Genomic DNA, 21,529 nt, shown 5'->3' with positions numbered 1-21,529 from the left:
TCGTACGAGGCGACCAACTCGGCCACCTCCGCCTCCGAGGCCCGCACCGACACCATCGCGCCGCCCTCCGGCAGCGCCTGCATCAGGCGACCACGGGCCACCACCAGCCTGGCCGCGTCCGCGAGCGAGAACACCCCGGCCACATGCGCGGCGGCGATCTCACCAATCGAGTGGCCCAGGAGGTAGTCCGGGCGCAGGCCCCAGCTCTCCACCAGCCGGAACAGCGCGACCTCGATCGCGAACAACGCCGGCTGCGTGAACTCCGTACGGTCCAGCTCCGCGGAATCCTCCGCGAACATCACCTCACGCAGCGACCGCCCCAGCACCGGGTCGATCTCGGCCAACACGGCGTCCAGTGCCTGAGCAAACACCGGGAACGCCTCATACAGCTCACGCCCCATCCCGGCCCGCTGCGCACCCTGCCCCGTGAACAGGAAGCCCGTCTTGCCGGGCGAAACCACGCCCTGCACGACACCCTCGGCTGCCTCACCCCGCGCGAGCGCCTCCAGCGCCCCGCGGTGGTCCGGGCCGAGCACGACCGCCCGGTGCTCGAAAGCCGTACGCGTCACGCCGAGGGCGTGGGCGACGTCCAGAGCGGCCGTGTCGGCGCCACGGGCGGCGGTGAAGGCCGCGAGGCGGCCGGCCTGGGCGGCCAGGGCCTCGGGGGTGCGGCCGGACAGCGCCCACGGCACCACCGGCAGCGTGACGGCGGGGGCGGGCTCGGGCTCCACGGCGGGCTCGGCCGGCTCGGGGGCCTGCTCGAGGATGACGTGGGCGTTGGTGCCGCTGATGCCGAACGAGGAGACGCCGGCGCGGCGCGCGTGCCCGGTCTCGGGCCAGTCCCGTGCCTCCGTGAGCAGTTCCACGCCGCCGGCCGACCAGTCGACCTGGGGGGTGGGCTCGTCGACGTGCAGGGTGCGCGGCAGGACGCCGTGGCGCATCGCCTGCACCATCTTGATGACGCCGCCCACGCCGGCGGCGGCCTGCGTGTGGCCGATGTTCGACTTCAGCGAGCCGAGCCACAGCGGCTCGTCGCCTTCGCGCTCCTGCCCGTACGTGGCCAGCAGCGCCTGCGCCTCGATCGGGTCGCCGAGGGTCGTGCCGGTGCCGTGCGCCTCGACCGCGTCGATCTCGTCGGAGGACAGGCGTGCGTCGGCGAGGGCCTGGCGGATGACGTTCTGCTGGGACGGGCCGCTGGGCGCGGTGAGGCCGCTGCTGGCGCCGTCCTGGTTGACGGCGGAGCCGCGGACGACGGCGAGGATGCGGTGGCCGTTGCGTTCGGCGTCGGAGAGCCGCTCGACGAGGAGCATGCCGACGCCCTCGGACCAGCCCGTCCCGTCGGCGGCGCCCGCGAAGGACTTGCAGCGGCCGTCGAAGGCGAGGCCGCGCTGGCGGCCCATGTCGACGAAGGTGCCGGGGGTGGCCATGACGGTGACGCCGCCGACGAGGGCGAGCGAGCACTCCCCCTTGCGCAGCGACTGCACGGCGAGGTGGAGGGCGACGAGGGAGGAGGAGCAGGCGGTGTCGACGGTGACGGCCGGGCCTTCCAGACCCAGGGTGTAGGCGACGCGGCCGGAGACGACGCTGCCGGAGTTGCCGGTGCCGAGGTAGCCCTCGACGTCCTGCGGGGAGGCGTGCAGGAGCATCAGGTAGTCGTGGTACATCAGGCCGGCGAAGACGCCGGTGCGGGTGCCGCGCAGGGACGCCGGGGTGATGCCGGCGTGTTCGACGGCCTCCCAGGAGGCCTCCAGCAGCAGGCGCTGCTGGGGGTCCATGGCGAGGGCCTCGCGCGGGGAGATCCCGAAGAAGCCGGGGTCGAAGTCGGCGGCTCCGTCGACGAAGCCGCCCTCGCGGACGTAGGTGGATCCGGGGCGCTGGGGGTCCTCCGCGTGGAGGACTCCGGCGTCCCAGCCCCGGTCGGTGGGGAAGGGGGAGATGCCGTCGCCGCCTTCGGCGACCAGCTGCCACAGGCCGTCGGGGTCGGTGACCCCGCCGGGGTAGCGGCAGCTCATGCCGACGATCGCGATGGGCTCGCGTTCCTTGTCCTGTACCTCGCGCAGAGTCCGTCGGACATCGCGCAGGTTGGTGGTCGCCCGCTTGAGGTATTCGAGGAGCTTTGCCTCGTCCGCGTCCGCCATCACGTCACTCCTGTTCAAGCCGGCCGGAGCCGGTCCAAGCCTGCGGTGCCGCCCCGGATGGGGGCGGCCGGGGCCCCGTCGGGGGGCCGGTGGGGTCATGGGGGCGGTGCGGTCCCGTCGCCGGGACCGCACCGGGTGGCCGGCCGGGTCAGGACAGGCCGAGTTCGTCGTCGAGCAGGTCGAAGAGGTCGTCGGCGGTCGCCGATCCGATCTCGATCTCGTCGGCGGGGGCGCCGCCGGCGGTGGACCGGACGTCGGTCCAGGCGCTCTGGAGCTCGCGCAGCCGCTGGGTGACCTTCGCGCGGTCCTCGTCGTCGGCGGGCACCTGTGCCAGGGCCTTCTCCAGCCGGTCGAGCTCGCCGAGCAGGCCGAGTGCGGTGACCTCCTCCTCCTGGAGCAGTTCGCCGCGGATGTGGGCGGCGAGCGCTTCGGGGGTGGGATGGTCGAAGACGAGGGTGGCCGGCAGGCGCAGGCCGGTGGCCGCGTTGAGGAGGGTGCGCAGTTCGACGGCGGTCAGCGAGTCGAAGCCGATGTCGAGGAAGCCGCGGCTGACGTCGACGTCGTGGGGGGACGCGTGGCCGAGGATGGCCGCCGCCTGACTGCGGATCAGGTCCAGCAGGATGGTGTCCCGTTCGGCTGCGGGGGTGTCGAGCAGCCGTCGGCGCAGCGAGGCCGCGTTGTCCGCGGTGGGGGTCTGCCGTGCGGCCGAGGGCCGCTGGGGGCGCCGGACGAGGGCGCGCAGCAGGGGCGGCACCTCCCCGGTCCGTCCGGCGGCCGCGCCGGGGTCGAGGCCGATGGGTACGGCCACGGCCCGGCCGGCGGCGCCCGCCCGGTCGAACAGGGCGAGGCCCTGTCCGGCCTGGAGGGGGGTCATGCCGGAGCGGGCGAAGCGGCGTACGTCGTTCTCGTCGAGCCGGCCGATCATGCCGCCTTCGGCCCACGGTCCCCAGGCCAGCGACAGTGCGGGCAGGCCCGTGGTGCGGCGGTGCTGGGCGAGGGCGTCGAGGAAGGAGTTGGCGGCGGAGTAGTTGGCCTGGCCGGGGCCGCCGAAGGTGCCGGCGGCGGAGGAGAACAGGGTGAAGGCCGTCAGGTCGAGGCCGGCGGTGAGCTCGTGCAGGTGCCAGGCCGCGTCGGCCTTGGGCCGCAGTACGCGGTCCAGCCGTTCGGGGGTGAGGGAGGGCAGGACGCCGTCGTCGACGGTGCCGGCGAGGTGCACCACCGCGCCGAGGGGGTGGTCGGCGGGCACGGCCGCGAGCAGGGCGCGCACGTCGTCGCGTACGGAGACGTCGCAGGCGACGACGGTGGTACGGGCCCCCGCCGCTTCGAGTTCGGCGACGAGTGCGTCGACGCCGTCGGCGGCGGGGCCGCGCCGGCCGGCGAGCAGCAGGTGGCGCACGCCGTGCTCGGTGACGAGGTGGCGGGCGACGAGCCGGCCGAGTTCGCCGGTGCCGCCGGTGAGGAGCACCGTCCTGTCGGGGTCGTGGTGCGGGCCGTCGGCGGGGTCGCCGCCGGGGCCTTCGGCGGGTGCGAGGCGGACCAGGCGGGGTGCGGCCGGGCGGCCTTCGCGGAGGGCGAGCTGGGGTTCGCCGGCGGTGAGCGCGACGGGCAGCGCAGCCAGGGAGCGGGCGTCGTCGTCGGTGTCGACGAGGACGATCCGGCCGGGGTTCTCGGACTGCGCGGAGCGCACGAGGCCCCAGAGGGCGGCCCCGGGCAGGTCGTGGACCGGTTCGGCGGCGCGGGTGGAGACGGCGCCGCGGGTCAGCACCACCAGGGGGGTGCCGGCGAGGGCGTCGTCGGCGAGGGTGCGCTGGAGCAGGTCCAGGACGCGGCCGGTGATGTCGCGGACGGCCTGCGGGACGTCGGTGTCCGGGGCGGGCGCCGTGGTGCGGCAGTCGGCGACGAGGACGGCGGGTACCTGCCCGTCGCGGTGGACGGCGGCGGTGGCGCCGGCCGTGCGCAGTGCGTCGAGGACGTCGTCCGCATGGTCGCCGAGGACGGCCCAGTCCCCTTGGATCCCGGGGCCGTCGGGGGTGGTGACGTCCGTCCAGTCGACGGTGAACAGCCGGTCGTCGCCGGCCGCTCCGGTCGCCAGCTGTTCGCGGGCGACGGGCCGCAGCACGAGGGAGTCGACGGTGGCGACGGGTGCTCCGGTGCCGTCGGCGAGGGTGAGCGTGACCCCGTCGGAGCCGGTGCGGCGGATGCGGACGCGGACGGCGGGGGCGCCGGAGGCGTGCAGGGTGACGCCGGTCCAGGCGAACGGCAGGCGGGGCCCGGAGCCGGTGCCCCAGTCGCCGGCGGTGTCGCCGAGGGTGCCGGGGGCGGACAGGCCCATGGCGTGCAGGGCCGCGTCGAGTACGGCGGGGTGCAGGCCGAACCGGCCCGCGTCGCCCGCCGCCTCCTGGGGCAGGGCGACCTCCGCGTAGACGGCGTCGGGTCCGCGCCAGGCTGCGCGCAGCCCCTGGAAGACGGGGCCGTAGCCGTAGCCGATGGTGTCGAGGTGGTCGTAGAGGCCGTCGACGGGGACCGGGGAGGCGTCGGCGGGCGGCCAGGCGGCGAGTGCGTCGTCGGGGCGCGGGGCCGGTGCGTCGGGGGCGAGGACGCCGCCGGCGTGCCGGGTCCAGGGCGTGTCGTCGGCCGCGTCGGCCGGCCGGGAGTGGACGGTGACGGTGCGCCGGCCGGTGTCGTCGGCGGGGGCGACCCACAGCCGCAGGTCGCGGGCGGCGCCCTCGACGAGCGTCAGCGGCGCCTCGATGGTGAGTTCCTCCAGGTGGCCGCAGCCCGTCTCGTCGCCGGCGGTGACGGCGAGGTCGACGAAGGCGGTGCCGGGCAGCAGGGCGGTGCCGGCGACGGCGTGGTCGGCGAGCCAGGGCTGCAGGGCGAGCGAGAGCCGGCCGGTGAACAGCAGTTCGTCGGTGTGCGCGGAGGCCACGGCGGCCCCGAGCAGCGGGTGGGTGACGCGCCGCAGGCCGGCGGTGGTGACGTCGGCGGTGCCGGGGGTGCCGTGCAGCCAGTAGTGCTGGTGCTGGAAGGCGTACGTGGGCAGGTCGACGGTCCGGGCTCCGGTTCCGGAGAACAGGGCCGGCCAGTGCGGGTCGCCGCCGGTCAGGTGGAGGTGGGCCAGCGCGGTCACCGCGCTGTGCTCCTCGGGCCGGTCGCGGCGCAGCAGCGGCACGAACAGCGCCTCGTCGGCGCCGGTGGCCGGGCCGTCGAGGGCCGTGTCGGGCAGGCAGGTGCGGCCCATGGCGCACAGGACGCCCTGCGGGCCGAGTTCGAGGAAGCGGGTGACGCCCTCCTCGTGGAGGGTGCGCACGCCGTCGGCGAAGCGTACGGCGTGGCGCAGGTGGCGCACCCAGTAGTCGGCGGTGGTGATCTCGTCGGGGTCGGCGGTGAGGCCGGTGAGGTTGGAGACGAGGGGGATGCGCGGCTGCGCGTAGGCGACCCGTTCGGCCTCCTTGCGGAAGTCGGCGAGGACCGGCTCCATGAGCGGGGAATGGAAGGCGTGGCTGACGGTGAGCCGCTTGGTCCGCACGCCGCGTTCGGCGAGGGCACCCGCGACGGCGTCGACCTGCTCCTCTGCGCCGGAGACCACCACGGTGCGGGGGCCGTTGACGGCGGCGACGGCCACCTGGTCGTGGGCGGCGAGCAGCGGCAGCACCTCGTCCTCGGAGGCCTCCACGGAGACCATGGCGCCGCCGGCGGGCAGCGCGGCCATGAGCCGGCCGCGTGCGGCGACGAGCCGGGCCGCGTCCTCGAGGGTGAACACCCCGGCGGCGTGCGCGGCGGCGATCTCGCCGATGGAGTGGCCGAGCAGCCGGTCGGGGGTGATGCCCCAGTGCTCGACGAGGCGGAACAGGGCGACCTCGACGGCGAACAGGGCCGCCTGCGCGAAGTCGGTACGGTGCAGGAGCGCCGCCTCGGCGGTGTCCTCGGGGGCGAAGATCACCTCGCGCAGCGGGCGCTCCAGGTGCGGGTCGAGGTGGGCGCACACCTCGTCGAACGCGTCCCTGTAGGCGGGGTGGCGGGCGTACAGCTCGCGGCCGGTGCCGCTGCGCTGGGCGCCCTGACCGGTGAACAGGAACGCGGTGCGGCCCGCCGCGCCGCGGCTGCCTTCGACGACGGTGCCGCGCAGGACGCGGGGGTCGGCCTGGCCGTCGGCGAGGGCCCGCAGTCCGGCGAGGAGGCCGTCGCGGTCGTCGGCGAGGACGACGGCGCGGTGTTCGAGGGCGGCGCGGGTGGCCGTCAGCGAGTGCGCGACGTCGAGGGGGTCGGGGAGCGTGCCGCCGGTGCCGGTCGCGGTCGCCGCGTACGTGTGCAGGCGGTCGGCCTGGGCGCGCAGGGCGGCCTCGGTGCGGCCGGAGACGACCCAGGGCAGGAACCGGTCCTCGGCGGGGACGCGGTGGCCGGTGGCGGTGTCGGGGGTGGTGGCGGTGTCGGGGGTGGTGGCGGTGTCGGGGGCGGTGGGGGCCTGTTCCAGGATGACGTGGGCGTTGGTGCCGCTGACGCCGAACGAGGACACGCCGGCCCGGCGGGCGCGGCCGGTCTCGGGCCACGCCCGGCCCTCGGTGAGCAGGTCCACCGCGCCGGAGGCCCAGTCGACGTGCGGCGAGCGGGCGTCGGCGTGGAGGGTGGGGGGGAGCTGCGCGTGCCGCAGGGCCATCACGGTCTTGATGACGCCGGCGACACCGGCGGCGGCGGCCGGGTGGCCGATGTTGGACTTGACGGAGCCGAGCCACAGCGGTTCGGCTCCGGACCGCTCCTGCCCGTAGGTGGCCAGGAGGGCCTGCGCCTCGATCGGGTCGCCGAGCACGGTGCCGGTGCCGTGCGCCTCGACGGCGTCGACGTCGGCGGGCGTCAGCCCGGCCCCGGCGAGGGCGGCGCGGATGACGCGCTGCTGGGCGGGGCCGTTGGGGGCGGTGAGGCCGTTGCTCGCACCGTCCTGGTTGATCGCGGAGCCGCGGATGACGGCGAGGACGCGGTGCCCGGCGCGTTCGGCGTCGGAGAGCCGCTCCACGAGGAGCATGCCGACGCCCTCGGACCAGCCCGTGCCGTCGGCGTCGGCGGAGAAGGCCTTGCAGCGGCCGTCGCCGGACAGGCCGCCCTGGCGGGCGAACTCGGCGAAGACGGCGGGCGTCACGTTGACGGACACGCCGCCGGCCAGCGCCCGGTCGCATTCGTCGTTGCGCAGGGCCTGCACGGCGAGGTGCAGCGCCACGAGGGAGGAGGAGCAGGCCGTGTCGACGGTGACCGCCGGGCCCTCCAGGCCGAGTGCGTAGGCGATGCGGCCGGACATCACGGCGGTCTGGGTGCCCGTCAGCAGGTATCCGGCCACCTCGTCGGGCAGTTCCCGCACGTCGGAGGCGTATCCCTGGTAGGAGGCGCCGACGAACACGCCCGTGCGGGTACCGCGCAGGCTCCCCGGGTCGGTCGCGGCGCGCTCGACGGCCTCCCAGGAGGCTTCGAGGAGGAGGCGCTGCTGGGGGTCCATGGCGAGGGCCTCGCGGGGCGAGATCCCGAAGAAGCCGGGGTCGAAGCGGCCCGCGCCGTCGAGGTAACCGGCGTCCAGCGTGTGGTCGCCCTCCCGCAGCGGGCCGCCGTCGGTCGCGTCCACGTTCCATCCCCGGTCGCGGGGGAAGGGGCCGACGGCGTCCACGCCGTCGGCGACGAGCCGCCACAGCTCCTCGGGGGAGGTGACGCCGCCGGGGAACCGGCAGCTCATGCCGACGATCGCGATGGGCTCGTCGACGGTGCGCGGGGCGCGCTCCGCGGCGGCGGACGCGTCGGCGGGGGCCGCCGGTCCGTCGTCGCCGAGCCCGTCGAGGACGTGGTCGGCGATCTCCCCGGCGGTCGGGTAGTCGAAGACGAGGGTGGTGGGGAAGCGCAGTCCGGTCGCGGTCGCGAGCCGGTTGCGCAGGTCGATGGTGGTCAGCGAGTCGAAGCCGAGCTCCCGGAACGGGGTGGTCCCGGTGATCCCCGAGGCGTCGGGGTGGCCGAGCACGAAGGCCGCCTCGGCCCGTACGAGTTCCAGCACGTGGCGGCGCCGGTCGGCCGCGGACAGCCCCGCGAGCCGGGCCCGCAGGCCGTCGCCGGCCCCGGAGGCGGCCCCCGCGCCGACAGTGTCGTGCGCGGCCGCCTCCTCGGCCAGGGCCCGTACGGCGGGCAGTTCGCCGAGGAGCGGGCTGGGCCTGGTCACGGTGAACACCGGCTCGAAAAGCTCCCAGCGCACGTCGCACACGGTGGTGGTGGCCTCGTCCCGGCCGACCGCGCGCCGCAGGGCGGCGACCGTCAGGGCCGGGTCCATCACGGGCAGGCCGCGCCTCTCGAGGGCCTCCTGCGCACCGTCCCGTACGGACATGCCACCGCCGCCCCAGGGTCCCCAGGCGACGGAGGTCGCGACCTGGCCGCGCGCCCGCCGCCACTGGGCAAGGGCGTCCAGATAGGTATTCGCCGCCGCATACGCACCCTGACCGCCCGAACCCCACACCGCGGAGATCGACGAGAACAGCACGAACGCGTCCAGCTCGGCAGCCCGGTCAGGCTCACTGAACAGCGCGTCAAGATGCCGGGCACCCTCCACCTTCGCCGCGAGAACACCCTCGTACTCCTGAGCCGAACCCGCCATCAACGCGTTCAACTGCTCCACACCGGCGGCGTGGACGACACCACGGACCGGACCGTCCACCTCCAGACCCTCCACGAGCGCACGCACCTGAGCCGCGTCAGCCACATCACAAGCGACCACGCTCACCCGGACCGCGTCCGAGGCCAGTTCCTCCACCAGCTCCCTCGCACCGGGGGCGTCCAGGCCACGACGGCTCGTCAGCACCACATGCGAGGCACCCTCGGCCACCAGCCAACGGGCCACATGCGCACCCAGCGCACCCGTACCACCCGTCACCAGCACCGTCCCACGCGGACGCCAACCCTCCGCATCGGCGGAGGACGCCTCGGCAGGCCGCAGCCGACGCCCATAGACACCCGCCGCACGCACCGCGACCTGATCCTCGTCCGAGGAACCCGACAACAGCCCCCGCACACGGGCCGCAGCACGCTCGTCCAGCACCTCGGGAAGGTCGACCAGACCACCCCAACGCCCCGGATGCTCCAGCGCCACCACCCGGCCCAGACCCCACACCAGGGACTGCTCCACACCCTCCGCACGCAGGGCGTCCGAACGGCCGATCGACACGGCCCCCTGGGTCAGAGCCCACAGCGGCGCCTCGACCTCCGCGTCACCCAGAGCCTGGACCAGCTCCAGCATCCCGACCAGGCCACGCAACGACACCACACCCGTGACACCGTCCGCCAGCCCGGCAACCCGCTCCGCAAGCCCCACACGACCCTCACCAGAAGGCACGAGCAACGTCCGGGCGGCCAGAGTCCCGGCGACCCATTCCGCCAGCGGACCGTCCTCATCGGCCACCACCAGCCACGAACCCGCCGGCTCCACGGCCTTCGGCTCACCCAGCGGCTTCCACGCCACCTGATAACGCCACCCATCCACCACCGACTGCTCACGCCGACGCTTACGCCACGAAGACAACGCCGGCAGCACAGCACCCAGCGAACCGTCCTCGACGTCCAGGGCCTCGGCCAGAGCGCCCAGGTCCTCACGCTCCACCGCCGCCCAGAACTCCGTGTCGGCGGCGTCGGCTTCGGCGGTCGGGGCCGGGGACGGCGAGTCCTCGGACGGCTTCAGCCAGAACTCCTGGTGCTGGAAGGCGTACGTCGGCAGGTCCACGTTCCGGGCGCCGGACCCGGCGAAGAACGCCGCCCACTCCACCGGTGCGCCGTGGACGTACGCCTGGGCGGCGGCCGTCACGGCCGACTCGGCCTCGTCCCGGCCCTTGCGCAGCACCGGCACGAAGACGCCGTCCTCGACGCAGTCGGCGGCCATCGCGGACAGCACGCCGTCCGGGCCCAGCTCCACGAAGCGGGTCACCCCCTGCGCGTGCAGGGCGGTGACGCCGTCGGCGAAGCGCACGGCGTCGCGGACGTGCCGCACCCAGTACTCGGGCGAGCAGAGCTCCTCCGCGGAAGCCACGCCACCCGTGAGGTTCGAGATCACGGAGAGGGTCGGCGGGGTGAACGCGACGGAGTCCAGGACCGTGCGGAACTCGTCCAGCATCGGGTCCATCAGCGGCGAGTGGGAGGCGTGGCTGACGGTCAGCCGCTTGGTCTTCACGCCGCGCTCGGCCAGCACGTCCGCGATGGCGGTCACGGACTCGGCCGCACCCGAGACCACCACGGACCGCGGCCCGTTGACGGCGCCGACGCTCACGTCCTCGTACGAGGCGACCAGCTCGGCCACCTCCGCCTCGGTCGCCCGCACCGACACCATCGCGCCGCCGGCGGGCAGCGCCTGCATCAGCCGGCCGCGCGCGACGACCAGGCGGGCCGCGTCCGCCAGGGAGAAGACGTCCGCCACGTGCGCGGCGGCGATCTCGCCGATGGAGTGGCCGAGGAGGTGGTCCGGCTTCAGGCCCCAGCTCTCCACGAGCCGGAACAGCGCGACCTCGATCGCGAACAGCGCGGGCTGGGTGAACTCGGTGCGGTCCAGCTCGGCGGAGTCCTCCGCGAACATCACCTCACGCAGCGAACGGCCCAGCTCCGGGTCGATCTCCGCGCACACGGCGTCCAGCGCCTCGGCGAACACCGGGAACGCCGCATACAGCTCACGCCCCATCCCGGCTCGCTGCGCACCCTGCCCGGTGAACAGGAAACCCGTCCGGCCGGTGCGGACCGTGCCGCTGACCACGCCGGACCGTGAGGTGTCGTCGGCCACGGCCGCCAGCCCGGCGACGTGGTCGGGGCCGAGGACGACGGCCCGGTGCGTGAACGCGGTGCGCGTGGTGGCCAGGGCGTGGCCGATGTCGGTGGCGGCGGGGGCGGTCCCGGTGTCGGCGAAGGCGCGGGCGAGGCGGTCGGCCTGGGCGCGCAGGGCGTCCTCGGTGCGGCCGGAGACGATCCAGGGCAGGAGGCTACCGGGCACCGCGGGGTGCGGTGGGGCGGTGCCCGCGTCCTGCCCGGAAGCGACGGAAGCGACGGGCTCGGCGGGCTCGGCGGATTCGGCGGGCGGGGCGGATTCGGCGGGCGGGGCCTCCTCGAGGATGAGGTGGGCGTTGGTGCCGCTCATGCCGAACGAGGAGACGCCGGCGCGGCGCGGGCGGTCCCCGGCGGGCCAGTCGCGGGCTTCGGTCAGCAGCCGGACCGCGCCGGCGGTCCAGTCGACGTGCGGGGTCGGCTCGTCCGCGTGGAGGGTCTTGGGCAGCGTGCCGTGCCGCAGCGCCTGGACGATCTTGATGACGCCGCCGACGCCGGCGGCGGCCTGCGTGTGGCCGATGTTGGACTTCAGCGAGCCGAGGTGGAGCGGCCGGTCGTCCGGGCGGCCCTGGCCGTAGGTGGCGAGGAGCGCGTCGGCCTCGATCGGGTCGCCGAGGGTGGTTCCGGTGCCGTGCGCCTCGACCGCGTCCACGTCGGCGGGGGTGAGTCCGGCGCTGGTCAGCGCCTGGAGGATGACGCGCTGCTGGGAGGGACCGTTGGGGGCGGTCAGGCCGTTGGAGGCACCGTCCTGGTTGACGGCCGAGCCGCGGACCACGGCGAGGACCGGGTGGCCGTTGCGGCGCGCGTCGGAGAGGCGCTCCAGGACGACCACGCCGACGCCTTCGCCCCAGGCGGTGCCGTCGGCGGCGCCGGAGAACGCCTTCACTCGGCCGTCGGCTGCCAGGCCGCCCTGCTGGCTGAAGCCGAGGAAGGCGGCGGGGGTGGACATCACGGTGGCGCCGCCGGCGAGGGCGAGTTCGCACTCGCCGGCCCGCAGGGCGCGGACGGCGAGGTGCATGCCGACGAGGGAGGTAGAGCAGGCCGTGTCGACGGAGACGGCGGGGCCTTCGAGGCCGAGCGCGTAGGCGATGCGGCCGGAGACGACGCTGGCGGCGGTGCCGGTCAGGAAGTAGCCGGCGGTCTCGGGCGGCGCCTGCTGGAGCAGGGTCGCGTAGTCCTGGCTGGTGGTTCCGACGAAGACGCCCGTGGCGGTGCCGCGCAGCGAGGCGGGGTCGATGCCGGCGCGTTCGACGGCCTCCCAGGAGGTTTCCAGGAGGAGGCGCTGCTGGGGGTCCATGGCGAGGGCCTCGCGCGGGGAGATCCCGAAGAAGGCGGCGTCGAACTCGCCGGCGTCGTGGAGGAATCCGCCCTCGCGGGTGGCGGAGGTGCCGGCGGCGGAGCCGTCGGTGCCGAGGAGCCGCTCCAGGTCCCAGCCGCGCGTACGGGGGAAGCCGGAGATGGCGTCGGTGCCGTCGGCCACCAGGCGCCAGAGGTCCTCGGGGCTCTCGACGCCGCCGGCGAACCGGCAGCCCATGCCGACGACGGCGATGGGCTCCTGCTGCGCCGATTCGAGATCCTTCACCCTCTGCTTGGTCTTGGCCAGATCGGCCGTGACCCACTTGAGGTAATCCCGAAGAGTTTCTTCGTTCGCCATCCAGTACCACCCCTGGGAAACGACCAGCCAGCTCAATTAATGGAAAAGCTGCCCGATATTCGCGACGCATTCCAGTTCTGTCGTCGACCCTATTGGCGCAGCCTGTGCGGCAAATTTACGGTTCGCCGAAGCGGCCCGACAACCCCTAACAGGCCCCCTTGAACCCCGCTTGAAACCCCTCTGGACGGCCTTTTCGCGGGGTTCGTTCGAGCATGGGAAGGGCGGCGGTAGCACGCCGCAAGTGCGGCGCAAGAGTACGGCGGAGCCGACGCCTTCCGGAGCCGGACGGGGAACGGAAGACAAAACAAAAAAAGGCGCGGGGCGCCGGGAATTGAATTCCCGGCGCCCCGCACCGTGTCCGCCTCGCGGTCCGGCCGGATCAGCCGACGCGCCCCAGACCCTTGATGAACGCGAAGAGGTCGTCGTCGCTCGCCGATTCCAGGGAGTCCACCATCACGTCCGCCTCCGCGGCGGCGTCGCGCTGCTGCTCGGGCCCGTCGGACCACTTGGCCAGCATGCCCTGGAGCCGCATCCGCACCTTGCTGCGCGTGAGCTGGTCGGGGGCGGCGCCGTCGAGGGCGGCCTCCAGGGCGTCCAGGTCGTCCAGCAGGGCCGGCCCGTCGGCGTCGGCGCCCAGCAACTCGGACTTCAGCAGCTGGACGACGGCGGCCGGGGTCGGGTGGTCGAAGACCAGGCCGGCGGGCAGTCTGGTGCCGGTCTCCCGGGTGAGCCGGTTGCGCAGTTCCACGGCCGACAGCGAGGTGAACCCGATCTCCAGGAACGGCCGCTCCGGGTCGAGCGCCGCGGGCTCCGCCCGGCCGAGGACCTCGGCGGCGTGCCGGCCGAGCAGTTCGAGCAGGACGGCGTCCTGTCCGACGGGGCCCTCCGCGGCGAGGCGGGCGCGCAGCTGCGCGGCGGCCCCCTCGTCGACCTGCTCGTAGTCGCTGACCGACTGGCGCACCCGCTGCTGCCAGGACAGCAGCTGCGGCAGCACCTCGCGCAGCGGCAGGTCGACGTCGACGGCCAGGCTGCGGGTCAGCGACGTCAGGTCCCCGTCGTCGACGGCGTCCTCGACCGCCTCCCAGAACCGGGCGCCCACGGCCCGGCCGGCGGGCTGCCGCGTCGCCTCCGGCCAGTAGCGCTCGCGCTGGAACGCGTACGTCGGCAGTCCGGTCGGGGCGGCGGCCGCCCCGGCGAAGTGCGCGGTCCAGTCGATCCGCGCCCCGGCCGCGTACAGCTGGGCGAGGGCGGAGACCACGGCCCCGGCGCCGTCGCGGTCGGCGCGCTGCGCGGCGACGAAGGCGCCGTCGGGCACGCATTCGGCGCCCATCGCCGACAGGACGGCGTCGGAGCCGATCTCCAGGAAGCGGGTGGCGCCCTGCGCCCGCAGGGTGCCCATGCCGTCGGCGAAGCGGACCGCCTCGCGCACGTGCCGCACCCAGTAGTCGGGGGCGCACAGGTCGGCGGCGGAGGCGACCCGGCCGGTGACGTCGGAGACGACCGGGATGCGCGGCGCCGCGTACGCCACCGACTCGGCGACCTTGCGGAAGTCCGCCAGCATCGGGTCCATCAGCGGCGAGTGGAAGGCGTGGGAGACGGTCAGCCGCCTGGTCTTCACCCCGCGCCCCTCGAGCTCGGCGACGATCCGCGCGACGGCCGGCCCGGAGCCGGAGAGCACGGTGGAGCGCGGGCCGTTGACGGCCGCGATGCCCACGTCGCCGTGGTCCGGGAGCAGTTCGGCGACCTCGGCCTCGGCGGCGCGCACCGACACCATCACGCCGCCCTCGGGGAGCGCCTGCATCAGCCGGCCGCGGGCGGCGACCAGCCGGGCCGCGTCCGCCAGGGAGAACACCCCGGCGACGTGCGCGGCGGCGATCTCGCCGACGGAGTGGCCGAGGAGGTGGTCGGGCAGCACGCCCCAGCTCTCCACGAGCCGGTACAGGGCCACTTCGAAGGCGAACAGGGCGGGCTGGGTGAACCCGGTGCGGTTCAGCTCGGTGGCGTCGTCCGCGAACATCACCTCGCGCAGCGGCCGTTCCAGGTACGGGTCCAGGTGCAGGCACACCGCGTCGAGGGCCGCCGCGAAGACGGGGAACGCGGTGTACAGGTCCCGGCCCATGCCGGCCCGCTGCGCGCCCTGCCCGGCGAAGAGGAACGCGGTCCGGCCGGTGGTCGCGGTGCCGCGGACCAGTCCGGGGGCCGGTTCGCCGGCGGCGAGTGCCGCCAGGGCGTCCAGCGCGGCGGAGTGGTCCTCCGCGAGGACCACCGCACGGTGTTCGAAGGCGGTCCGGGTGGTGGCCAGCGCGTGCGCCACGTCCCGGACGGGCGCGGGCCGCTCGGTGAGCTGCGTGCGCAGGGCGGCCGCCTGAGCGGACAGCGCCCGCCCGGTGCGGCCGGACAGCACCCACAGGGTGGGGGCAGCGGCGTCCGCCGGCGTGGGCGTGCCGGTGCCGGCGGGGGCCGCGGCGGTGTCGGCCGCCCCGGTCGCTTCGGCCGCCTCGAGGATGACGTGCGCGTTGGTGCCGCTGAAGCCGAACGAGGAGACGCCGGCCCGGCGCGGCCGCCCGCCGCCCGCGGGCCACGCCCGCTGCTCGGTCAGCAGGGCGACCGCGCCGGAGGCCCAGTCGACGTGCGGCGAGGGCTCGTCGGCGTGCAGGGTGCGCGGCAGTGCGCCGTGCTCCATGGCGAGGACCATCTTGATGATGCCGGCCACGCCGGCCGCCGCCTGGGTGTGTCCGATGGAGGACTTCACCGAGCCCAGCCACAGCGGCTCGCGGTCGGTGCGCTCCTGCCCGTAGGTGGCCAGGAGGGCCTGGGCCTCGATCGGGTCGCCGAGCGCGGTGCCCGTGCCGTGCGCCTCGAGGGCGTCGACGTCGGCGGCGGTCAGGCCGGCGCCGGCGAGCGCCTCGCGGATGACGCGCTGCTGGGCGGGGCCGTTGGGGGCGGTGAGGCCGTTGGAGGCGCCGTCCTGGTTGACGGCGGAGCCGCGGACCACGGCGAGGACGCGGTGGCCGTTGCGGCGGGCGTCGGAGAGGCGTTCGACGAGGAGCACGCCGGCGCCCTCGGACCAGCCGGTGCCGTCGGCGTCGGCGGAGAACGCCTTGCAGCGGCCGTCGGCGGCGAGCCCGCCCTGCCGGGCGAACTCGATGAACGCGCCCGGCGTCGACATCACGGTGGCGCCGCCGGCCAGGGCCAGGTCGCATTCCCCGCCGCGCAGCGCCTGCGCCGCCAGGTGCAGGGCCACCAGTGACGAGGAGCAGGCCGTGTCGACGGTGACCGCCGGGCCTTCCAAGCCCAGCGCGTACGAGACGCGGCCGGAGATCACGCTCGCGCCGCTGCCGGTGGCGAGGAAGCCTTCGACGCCGGGGGTGCCGGCGCCCAGCAGCAGGTTGGTGTAGTCCTGCCCGTTGGTGCCGGCGAAGACGCCGGTGCGGCTGCCGCGCAGCGACGCCGGGTCGATGCCGGCCCGCTCGACGGCCTCCCAGGAGGTCTCCAGCAGGAGGCGCTGCTGGGGGTCCATGGCGAGGGCCTCGCGGGGCGAGATCCCGAAGAAGTCGGCGTCGAACTCGCCCACGCCGTCCAGGAACCCGCCGCGGCGGGTGTAGGAGGCCGAGCCGTCGACGTCGTACAGCTCCTCCAGGACTTCCCAGCCGCGGTCGTCCGGGAACTCCGACAGTCCGTCACGGCCCGATTCGAGCAGCCGCCACAGGTCTTCCGGGCCGGTGACCCCGCCCGGGAACCGGCAGGCCATGCCGACGATCGCGACGGGTTCGTCGACCGGGCCGCGTACGGCGACCTCCGCCGCCCGCGGGCCCCCGTCCGTGCCGGCGTCCTCGAGGCCGGCCAGCAGCTCGGCGCGGACGTGCTCGGCGAGCAGGCCGGGCGTCGGGTGGTCGAAGACCAGGGTGACGGGCAGGACGAGCCCGGTGAGGGTGGTCAGCGCCTCGCGCAGCTCCACCGCGCTCAGCGAGGTGAAGCCGAGGTCGCGGAAGGCCCGGTCCTCCTCCACCTCGTCGGCCGGGCCGAGGCCCAGCACGGTGGCGACGGCGTCGCGCACGAGGTCCCGGACGGCCTGCCGCCGCTCGGCGTCACCGAGCGCGGCCAGCCGCTCCCGCAGCCCGGCGCCCTCGGTGGCCTCCTCCGCGTACGTGCCGGGCGCGGACGCCCGGTCCTGCGCGGGGGCGGCCGCGGCGACCAGTTCGGCGAAGAACGGGCTCGGGCGCAGGGAGGCGAACAGGCGGGCGAACCGCGCCCAGTCCGCGTCGACGACCGTCAGGTCGGCGACCGCACCGGCCGCCGCCCCGCGCAGGACGGCCACCGCGCTGCCCGGCGCCATCGCGGTCAGGCCGCGTCGGCTGAGGTGCTCGACGGTCCCGGCGTCCGCCATGCCGCCGTCGGCCCAGGGGCCCCAGGCGACGGAAGCCGCCACCAGGCCCTGGGCGCGCCGGCGCTGGACGAGTGCGTCGAGCGCGGCGTTGGCCGCGGCGTAAGCGCCCTGGCCGGCGCCGCCCCACACGCCCGCGATCGAGGAGAAGAGGACGAACGCGTCCAGCTCGGCGGCCCGGTCGGGCTCGTCGAACAGGGCGTCCAGGTGTCGCGCGCCGAGGACCTTGGCGGCCTGGACGTCGGCCAGCTCGGCCGCGTCGAGCGCGTCGAGCGCGACGGAGGCACCGGGCACACCGGCAGCGTGGACGACACCACGGACCGGGCCCTCCGCCTCCAGACCCTCGACGAGCGCACCCACCTGGGCGGCATCGGCCACATCGCAGGCCGCGACCGTCACCCGGACGTCGTCCGAGGTGAGCTCCTCCGCGAGCTCCTTCGCACCGGGGGCGTCCAGGCCACGACGGCTGGTCAGCACGACGTGCTCCGCGCCCTCGGCCACCAGCCAACGGGCCACGTGCGCACCCAGGGCACCCGTACCACCCGTCACGAGAACGGTCCCACGCGGACGCCAACCCTCCGCATCCGAAGACGAGGCCTCGGCGGGCCGCAGCCGACGCCCGTAGACACCGGCCGCACGCACGGCGACCTGATCCTCGTCCGAGGAACCCGACAACAGCCCCCGCACACGGGCCGCAGCACGCTCGTCCAACACCTCGGGAAGATCGACCAGACCACCCCAACGCCCCGGATGCTCCAGCGCCACCACCCGGCCCAGACCCCACACCAGGGACTGCTCCACACCCTCCGCACGCAAGGCGTCCGAACGACCGACCGACACGGCCCCCTGGGTCAGGGACCACAGCGGCGCCTCGACCCCGGCATCACCCAGGGCCTGGACCAGCTCCAGCATCCCGACCAGGCCACGCAACGACACCACACCCGTGACACCGTCCGCCAGCCCGGCAACCCGCTCCGCAAGCCCCACACGACCCACACCGGAAGGCACGAGCAACGTCCGGGCGGCCAGAGTCCCGGTGACCCATTCCGTCAGCGGACCGTCCTCATCGGCCACCACCAGCCACGAACCCGCCGGCTCCACGGCCTTCGGCTCACCCAGCGGCTTCCACGCCACCTGATAACGCCACCCATCCACCACCGACTGCTCACGCCGACGCTTACGCCACGAAGACAGCGCGGGCAGCACAGCACCCAGTGAACCGTCCTCGACGTCCAGGGCCTCGGCGAGGGTGTCCAGGTCCTGGCGTTCCACCGCCTCCCAGAACTCCGTGTCCGCCGCATCGGCCTCGACCCGGGCCGGCTCGGCGGGAGCCTTGGCCTGCGGCCAGTACCGCTGGTGCTGGAAGGAGTACGTCGGCAGCTGCACGTTCCGCGCGCCGGACCCGGCGAAGTAGGTCTTCCAGTCGGCCTCCGCACCGTGGGCCAAGGCCTTGGCGGCCATGCTCTTGACCGCTTCGGGCTCCGGCCGGCCGCGGCGCAGCGCGGGCACGAAGACCGCGCCGGCGGTGACACATTCGACACCCATGGCGGACAGCACGCCGTCCGGGCCCAGCTCGACGAAGCGGGTCACGCCGAGGGCCTGCAGAGCGGCCATGCCGTCGGCGAAGCGGACGGCCTCGCGGACGTGCCGCACCCAGTACTCGGGCGAGCGGAGTTCTTCAGCCGAAGCGACCTCACCCGTGAGGTTCGAGATCACGGGGATCCGCGGTGCGGCGAACGCGACCGTTTCCAGGACCGTGCGGAACTCGTCCAGCATCGGGTCCATCAACGGCGAATGGAACGCATGGCTGACGGTCAGCCGCTTGGTCTTCACGCCGCGCCCGTCCAGCACGCCCGCGAGGGCGGTCACGGACTCGGCGGCCCCGGACACGACCACGGAAGAGGGCCCGTTGACGGCGGCGATGCTCACGTCCTCGTACGAGGCGACCAACTCGGCCACCTCCACCTCCGAGGCCCGCACCGACACCATCGCACCACCGGACGGCAACGCCTGCATCAGACGCCCACGCGCCACCACCAGCCTGGCCGCATCGGCCAGCGAGAACACACCCGCCACATGCGCAGCCGCGATCTCGCCGATGGAGTGGCCCAGGAGGTAGCCGGGCCTCAGGCCCCAGCTCTCCACCAGCCGGAACAGCGCGACCTCGATCGCGAACAACGCCGGCTGCGTGAACTCCGTACGGTCCAGCTCAGCGGAGTCCTCCGCGAACATCACCTCACGCAGCGACCGCCCCAGCACCGGGTCGACCTCCGCACACACCGCATCCAACGCCCGAGCGAACACCGGGAACGCCGCATACAGCTCACGCCCCATCCCGGCCCGCTGCGCGCCCTGACCCGTGAACAGGAAACCCGTGCGGCCGTCGTCGCTGCGGCCGGTGGCGGTGCCCGGTGCCGGGCGGCCTTCGGCCAGGGCGCGGAGCCCCTCGGTCAGCTCCTCGCGGTCGGCGCCCAGCACGACCGCCCGGTGCTCGAAGGCCGTGCGCCCCGTGAGAAGCGAGTACGCGACGTCGAGCGCGACGGCCGCGGGCCGTTCGGCGAGGTGGTCGCGCAGGGCGGAGATCTGCGCCTTCAGCGCCGGTTCCGTCCTGGCCGAGACCACCCAGGGCAGCGGGACCGCCGCTCCGTCCGGGTCCGGGTCGGGGCGCCCGGCGGCGCCGGGGCCCTGCTCCAGGATCGCGTGGGCGTTGGTGCCGCTGATACCGAAGGACGACACGCCGGCCCGCCGCGGGCGGTCGCCCTGCGGCCACTCGCGCGCCTCGGTCAGCAGTTCCACCGCTCCGGCGGACCAGTCCACCTGCGGGGTGGGCTCGTCCACGTGCAGGGTCTTCGGCAACATGCCGTGCTGCATCGCCATCACCATCTTGATCACGCCGCCGACGCCGGCCGCGGCCTGCGTGTGGCCGACATTGGATTTCAGGGAGCCGAGCCACAGCGGCTCGTCGCCGTCGCGTTCCTGCCCGTACGTGGCGAGCAGCGCCTGCGCCTCGATGGGGTCGCCCAGCTTCGTGCCCGTGCCGTGGGCCTCGACGGCGTCGACCTCGGCGGCCGACAGCCCGGCGTTGGCCAGGGCTGCGCGGATGACGCGCTGCTGGGACGGGCCGTTGGGGGCGGTCAGGCCGTTGGAGGCGCCGTCCTGGTTGACGGCCGTACCCCGGACGACGGCCAGCACGCGGTGCCCGTTGCGCTCGGCGTCCGACAGCCGCTCCAGCACGAGCATGCCCACGCCTTCGGCCCAGCCGGTACCGTCGGCCGCCGCGGCGAACGCCTTGCAGCGGCCGTCGAAGGAGAGCCCGCGCTGCTTGCTGAACTCGACGAAGGTGGACGGGGTCGCCATGACGGTGACGCCGCCCGCGAGGGCCATCGTGCACTCGCCGCTCCGCAGCGCCTGCGCCGCCCAGTGCAGGGCGACCAGGGACGAGGAGCAGGCCGTGTCCACGGTCACCGCCGGGCCCTCCAGGCCCAGGGCGTACGAGACGCGGCCGGACAGCACACTGCCCGAGTTGCCCGTACCCACGTAGCCTTCGAGGCCCGCGTCGCCGCCGGCGAGGACGTAGCCGGCGTAGTCGTGGTACATGAGGCCGGCGAACACGCCGGTGGCGGTGCCACGCAGCGTCGTGGGATCGATTCCGGCGTACTCGATGGCCTCCCAGGAGGTCTCCAGCAGCAGGCGCTGCTGGGGGTCCATGGCGAGGGCCTCGCGGGGGGAGATCCCGAAGAAGGCGGCGTCGAAGTCGGCCACGTTGTCGAGGAATCCGCCCTCGCGGGTGTAGCTGGTCGCGCCCTGTCCGCCTTCGGGGTCGTAGACCTTGTCGAGGTCCCAGCCGCGGTCGGTGGGGAAGGGGGAGATGCCGTCGCCGCCCTGGGCCACGAGGCGCCAGAGGTCCTCGGGGCTGCTGACCCCGCCGGGGTAGCGGCAGCTCATGCCGACGATCGCGATCGGCTCGTCCGCGCCGGTGACGGCCGGCGCAGTGGTCACCTGTGCCGCGAGCGGCTCGTCCGCGTCCCCGAGAAGCTCGCCGCGCACGTACTCCGCCAGGGCCGACGGGGTCGGGTAGTCGAAGACGAGCGTGGCGGGCAGACGCAGGCCGGTGGCCGTATTGAGCCGGTTGCGCAGCTCGACCGCGGTCAGGGAGTCGAAGCCGAGCTCCGTGAACGGCCGGTCCGTGCCCACCTTGGCGGGGGAACCGTGGCCGAGCACGGCCGCGGCGTGCGTCCGCACGAGCTCCAGGACCGCGCCGGACCGCTCCTCCGCGGGCAGGGCCAGGAGCCGGTCGACCAGTGTGGACGATCCGTTCACCGCCGCGGAGGCGGTGCGCCGTGCGGGGGCGGGAACCAGGCCGCGCAGGACCGGGGCGACGCCCGCCGAAGCGGCCAGGGCCCGCATCCGGGCCAGGTCCAACCGGACCGGCACCAGTGCCGGCTCGGGGCCGCCGACGGTCGCGTCGAGCAGGCCCAGACCCATGCCGACCGGGATGGGCAGCACGCCACCACGCGACATGCGCTCGACGTC

The 21,529-nt window shown here is 74.9% G+C and carries 3 protein-coding genes; all 3 read right to left on the bottom strand.

The features are described 5' to 3' along the window. Window positions 1-2,237 (bottom strand): type I polyketide synthase (locus ACFVXK_RS27010; protein WP_389615982.1); only part of this gene is annotated, 2,237 nt, incomplete at its 3' end. Between the two features lie 49 nt (window positions 2,238-2,286). Continuing rightward, window positions 2,287-12,612 (bottom strand): type I polyketide synthase, encoded by a 10,326-nt coding sequence (locus ACFVXK_RS27005; protein WP_389615979.1) that lies wholly within the window; start codon window positions 12,610-12,612, stop codon window positions 2,287-2,289. 379 nt (window positions 12,613-12,991) lie between these two features. Beyond that, the coding region (locus tag ACFVXK_RS27000; protein WP_389615976.1) for a type I polyketide synthase at window positions 12,992-21,529 on the bottom strand (8,538 nt) is incomplete at its 5' end.

The sequence above is a fragment of the Streptomyces sp. NPDC058157 genome (genome assembly GCF_042884105.1).
Classification (GTDB): Bacteria; Actinomycetota; Actinomycetes; order Streptomycetales; family Streptomycetaceae; genus Streptomyces.
This window is presented reverse-complemented; position numbering and strand designations above follow the sequence as displayed.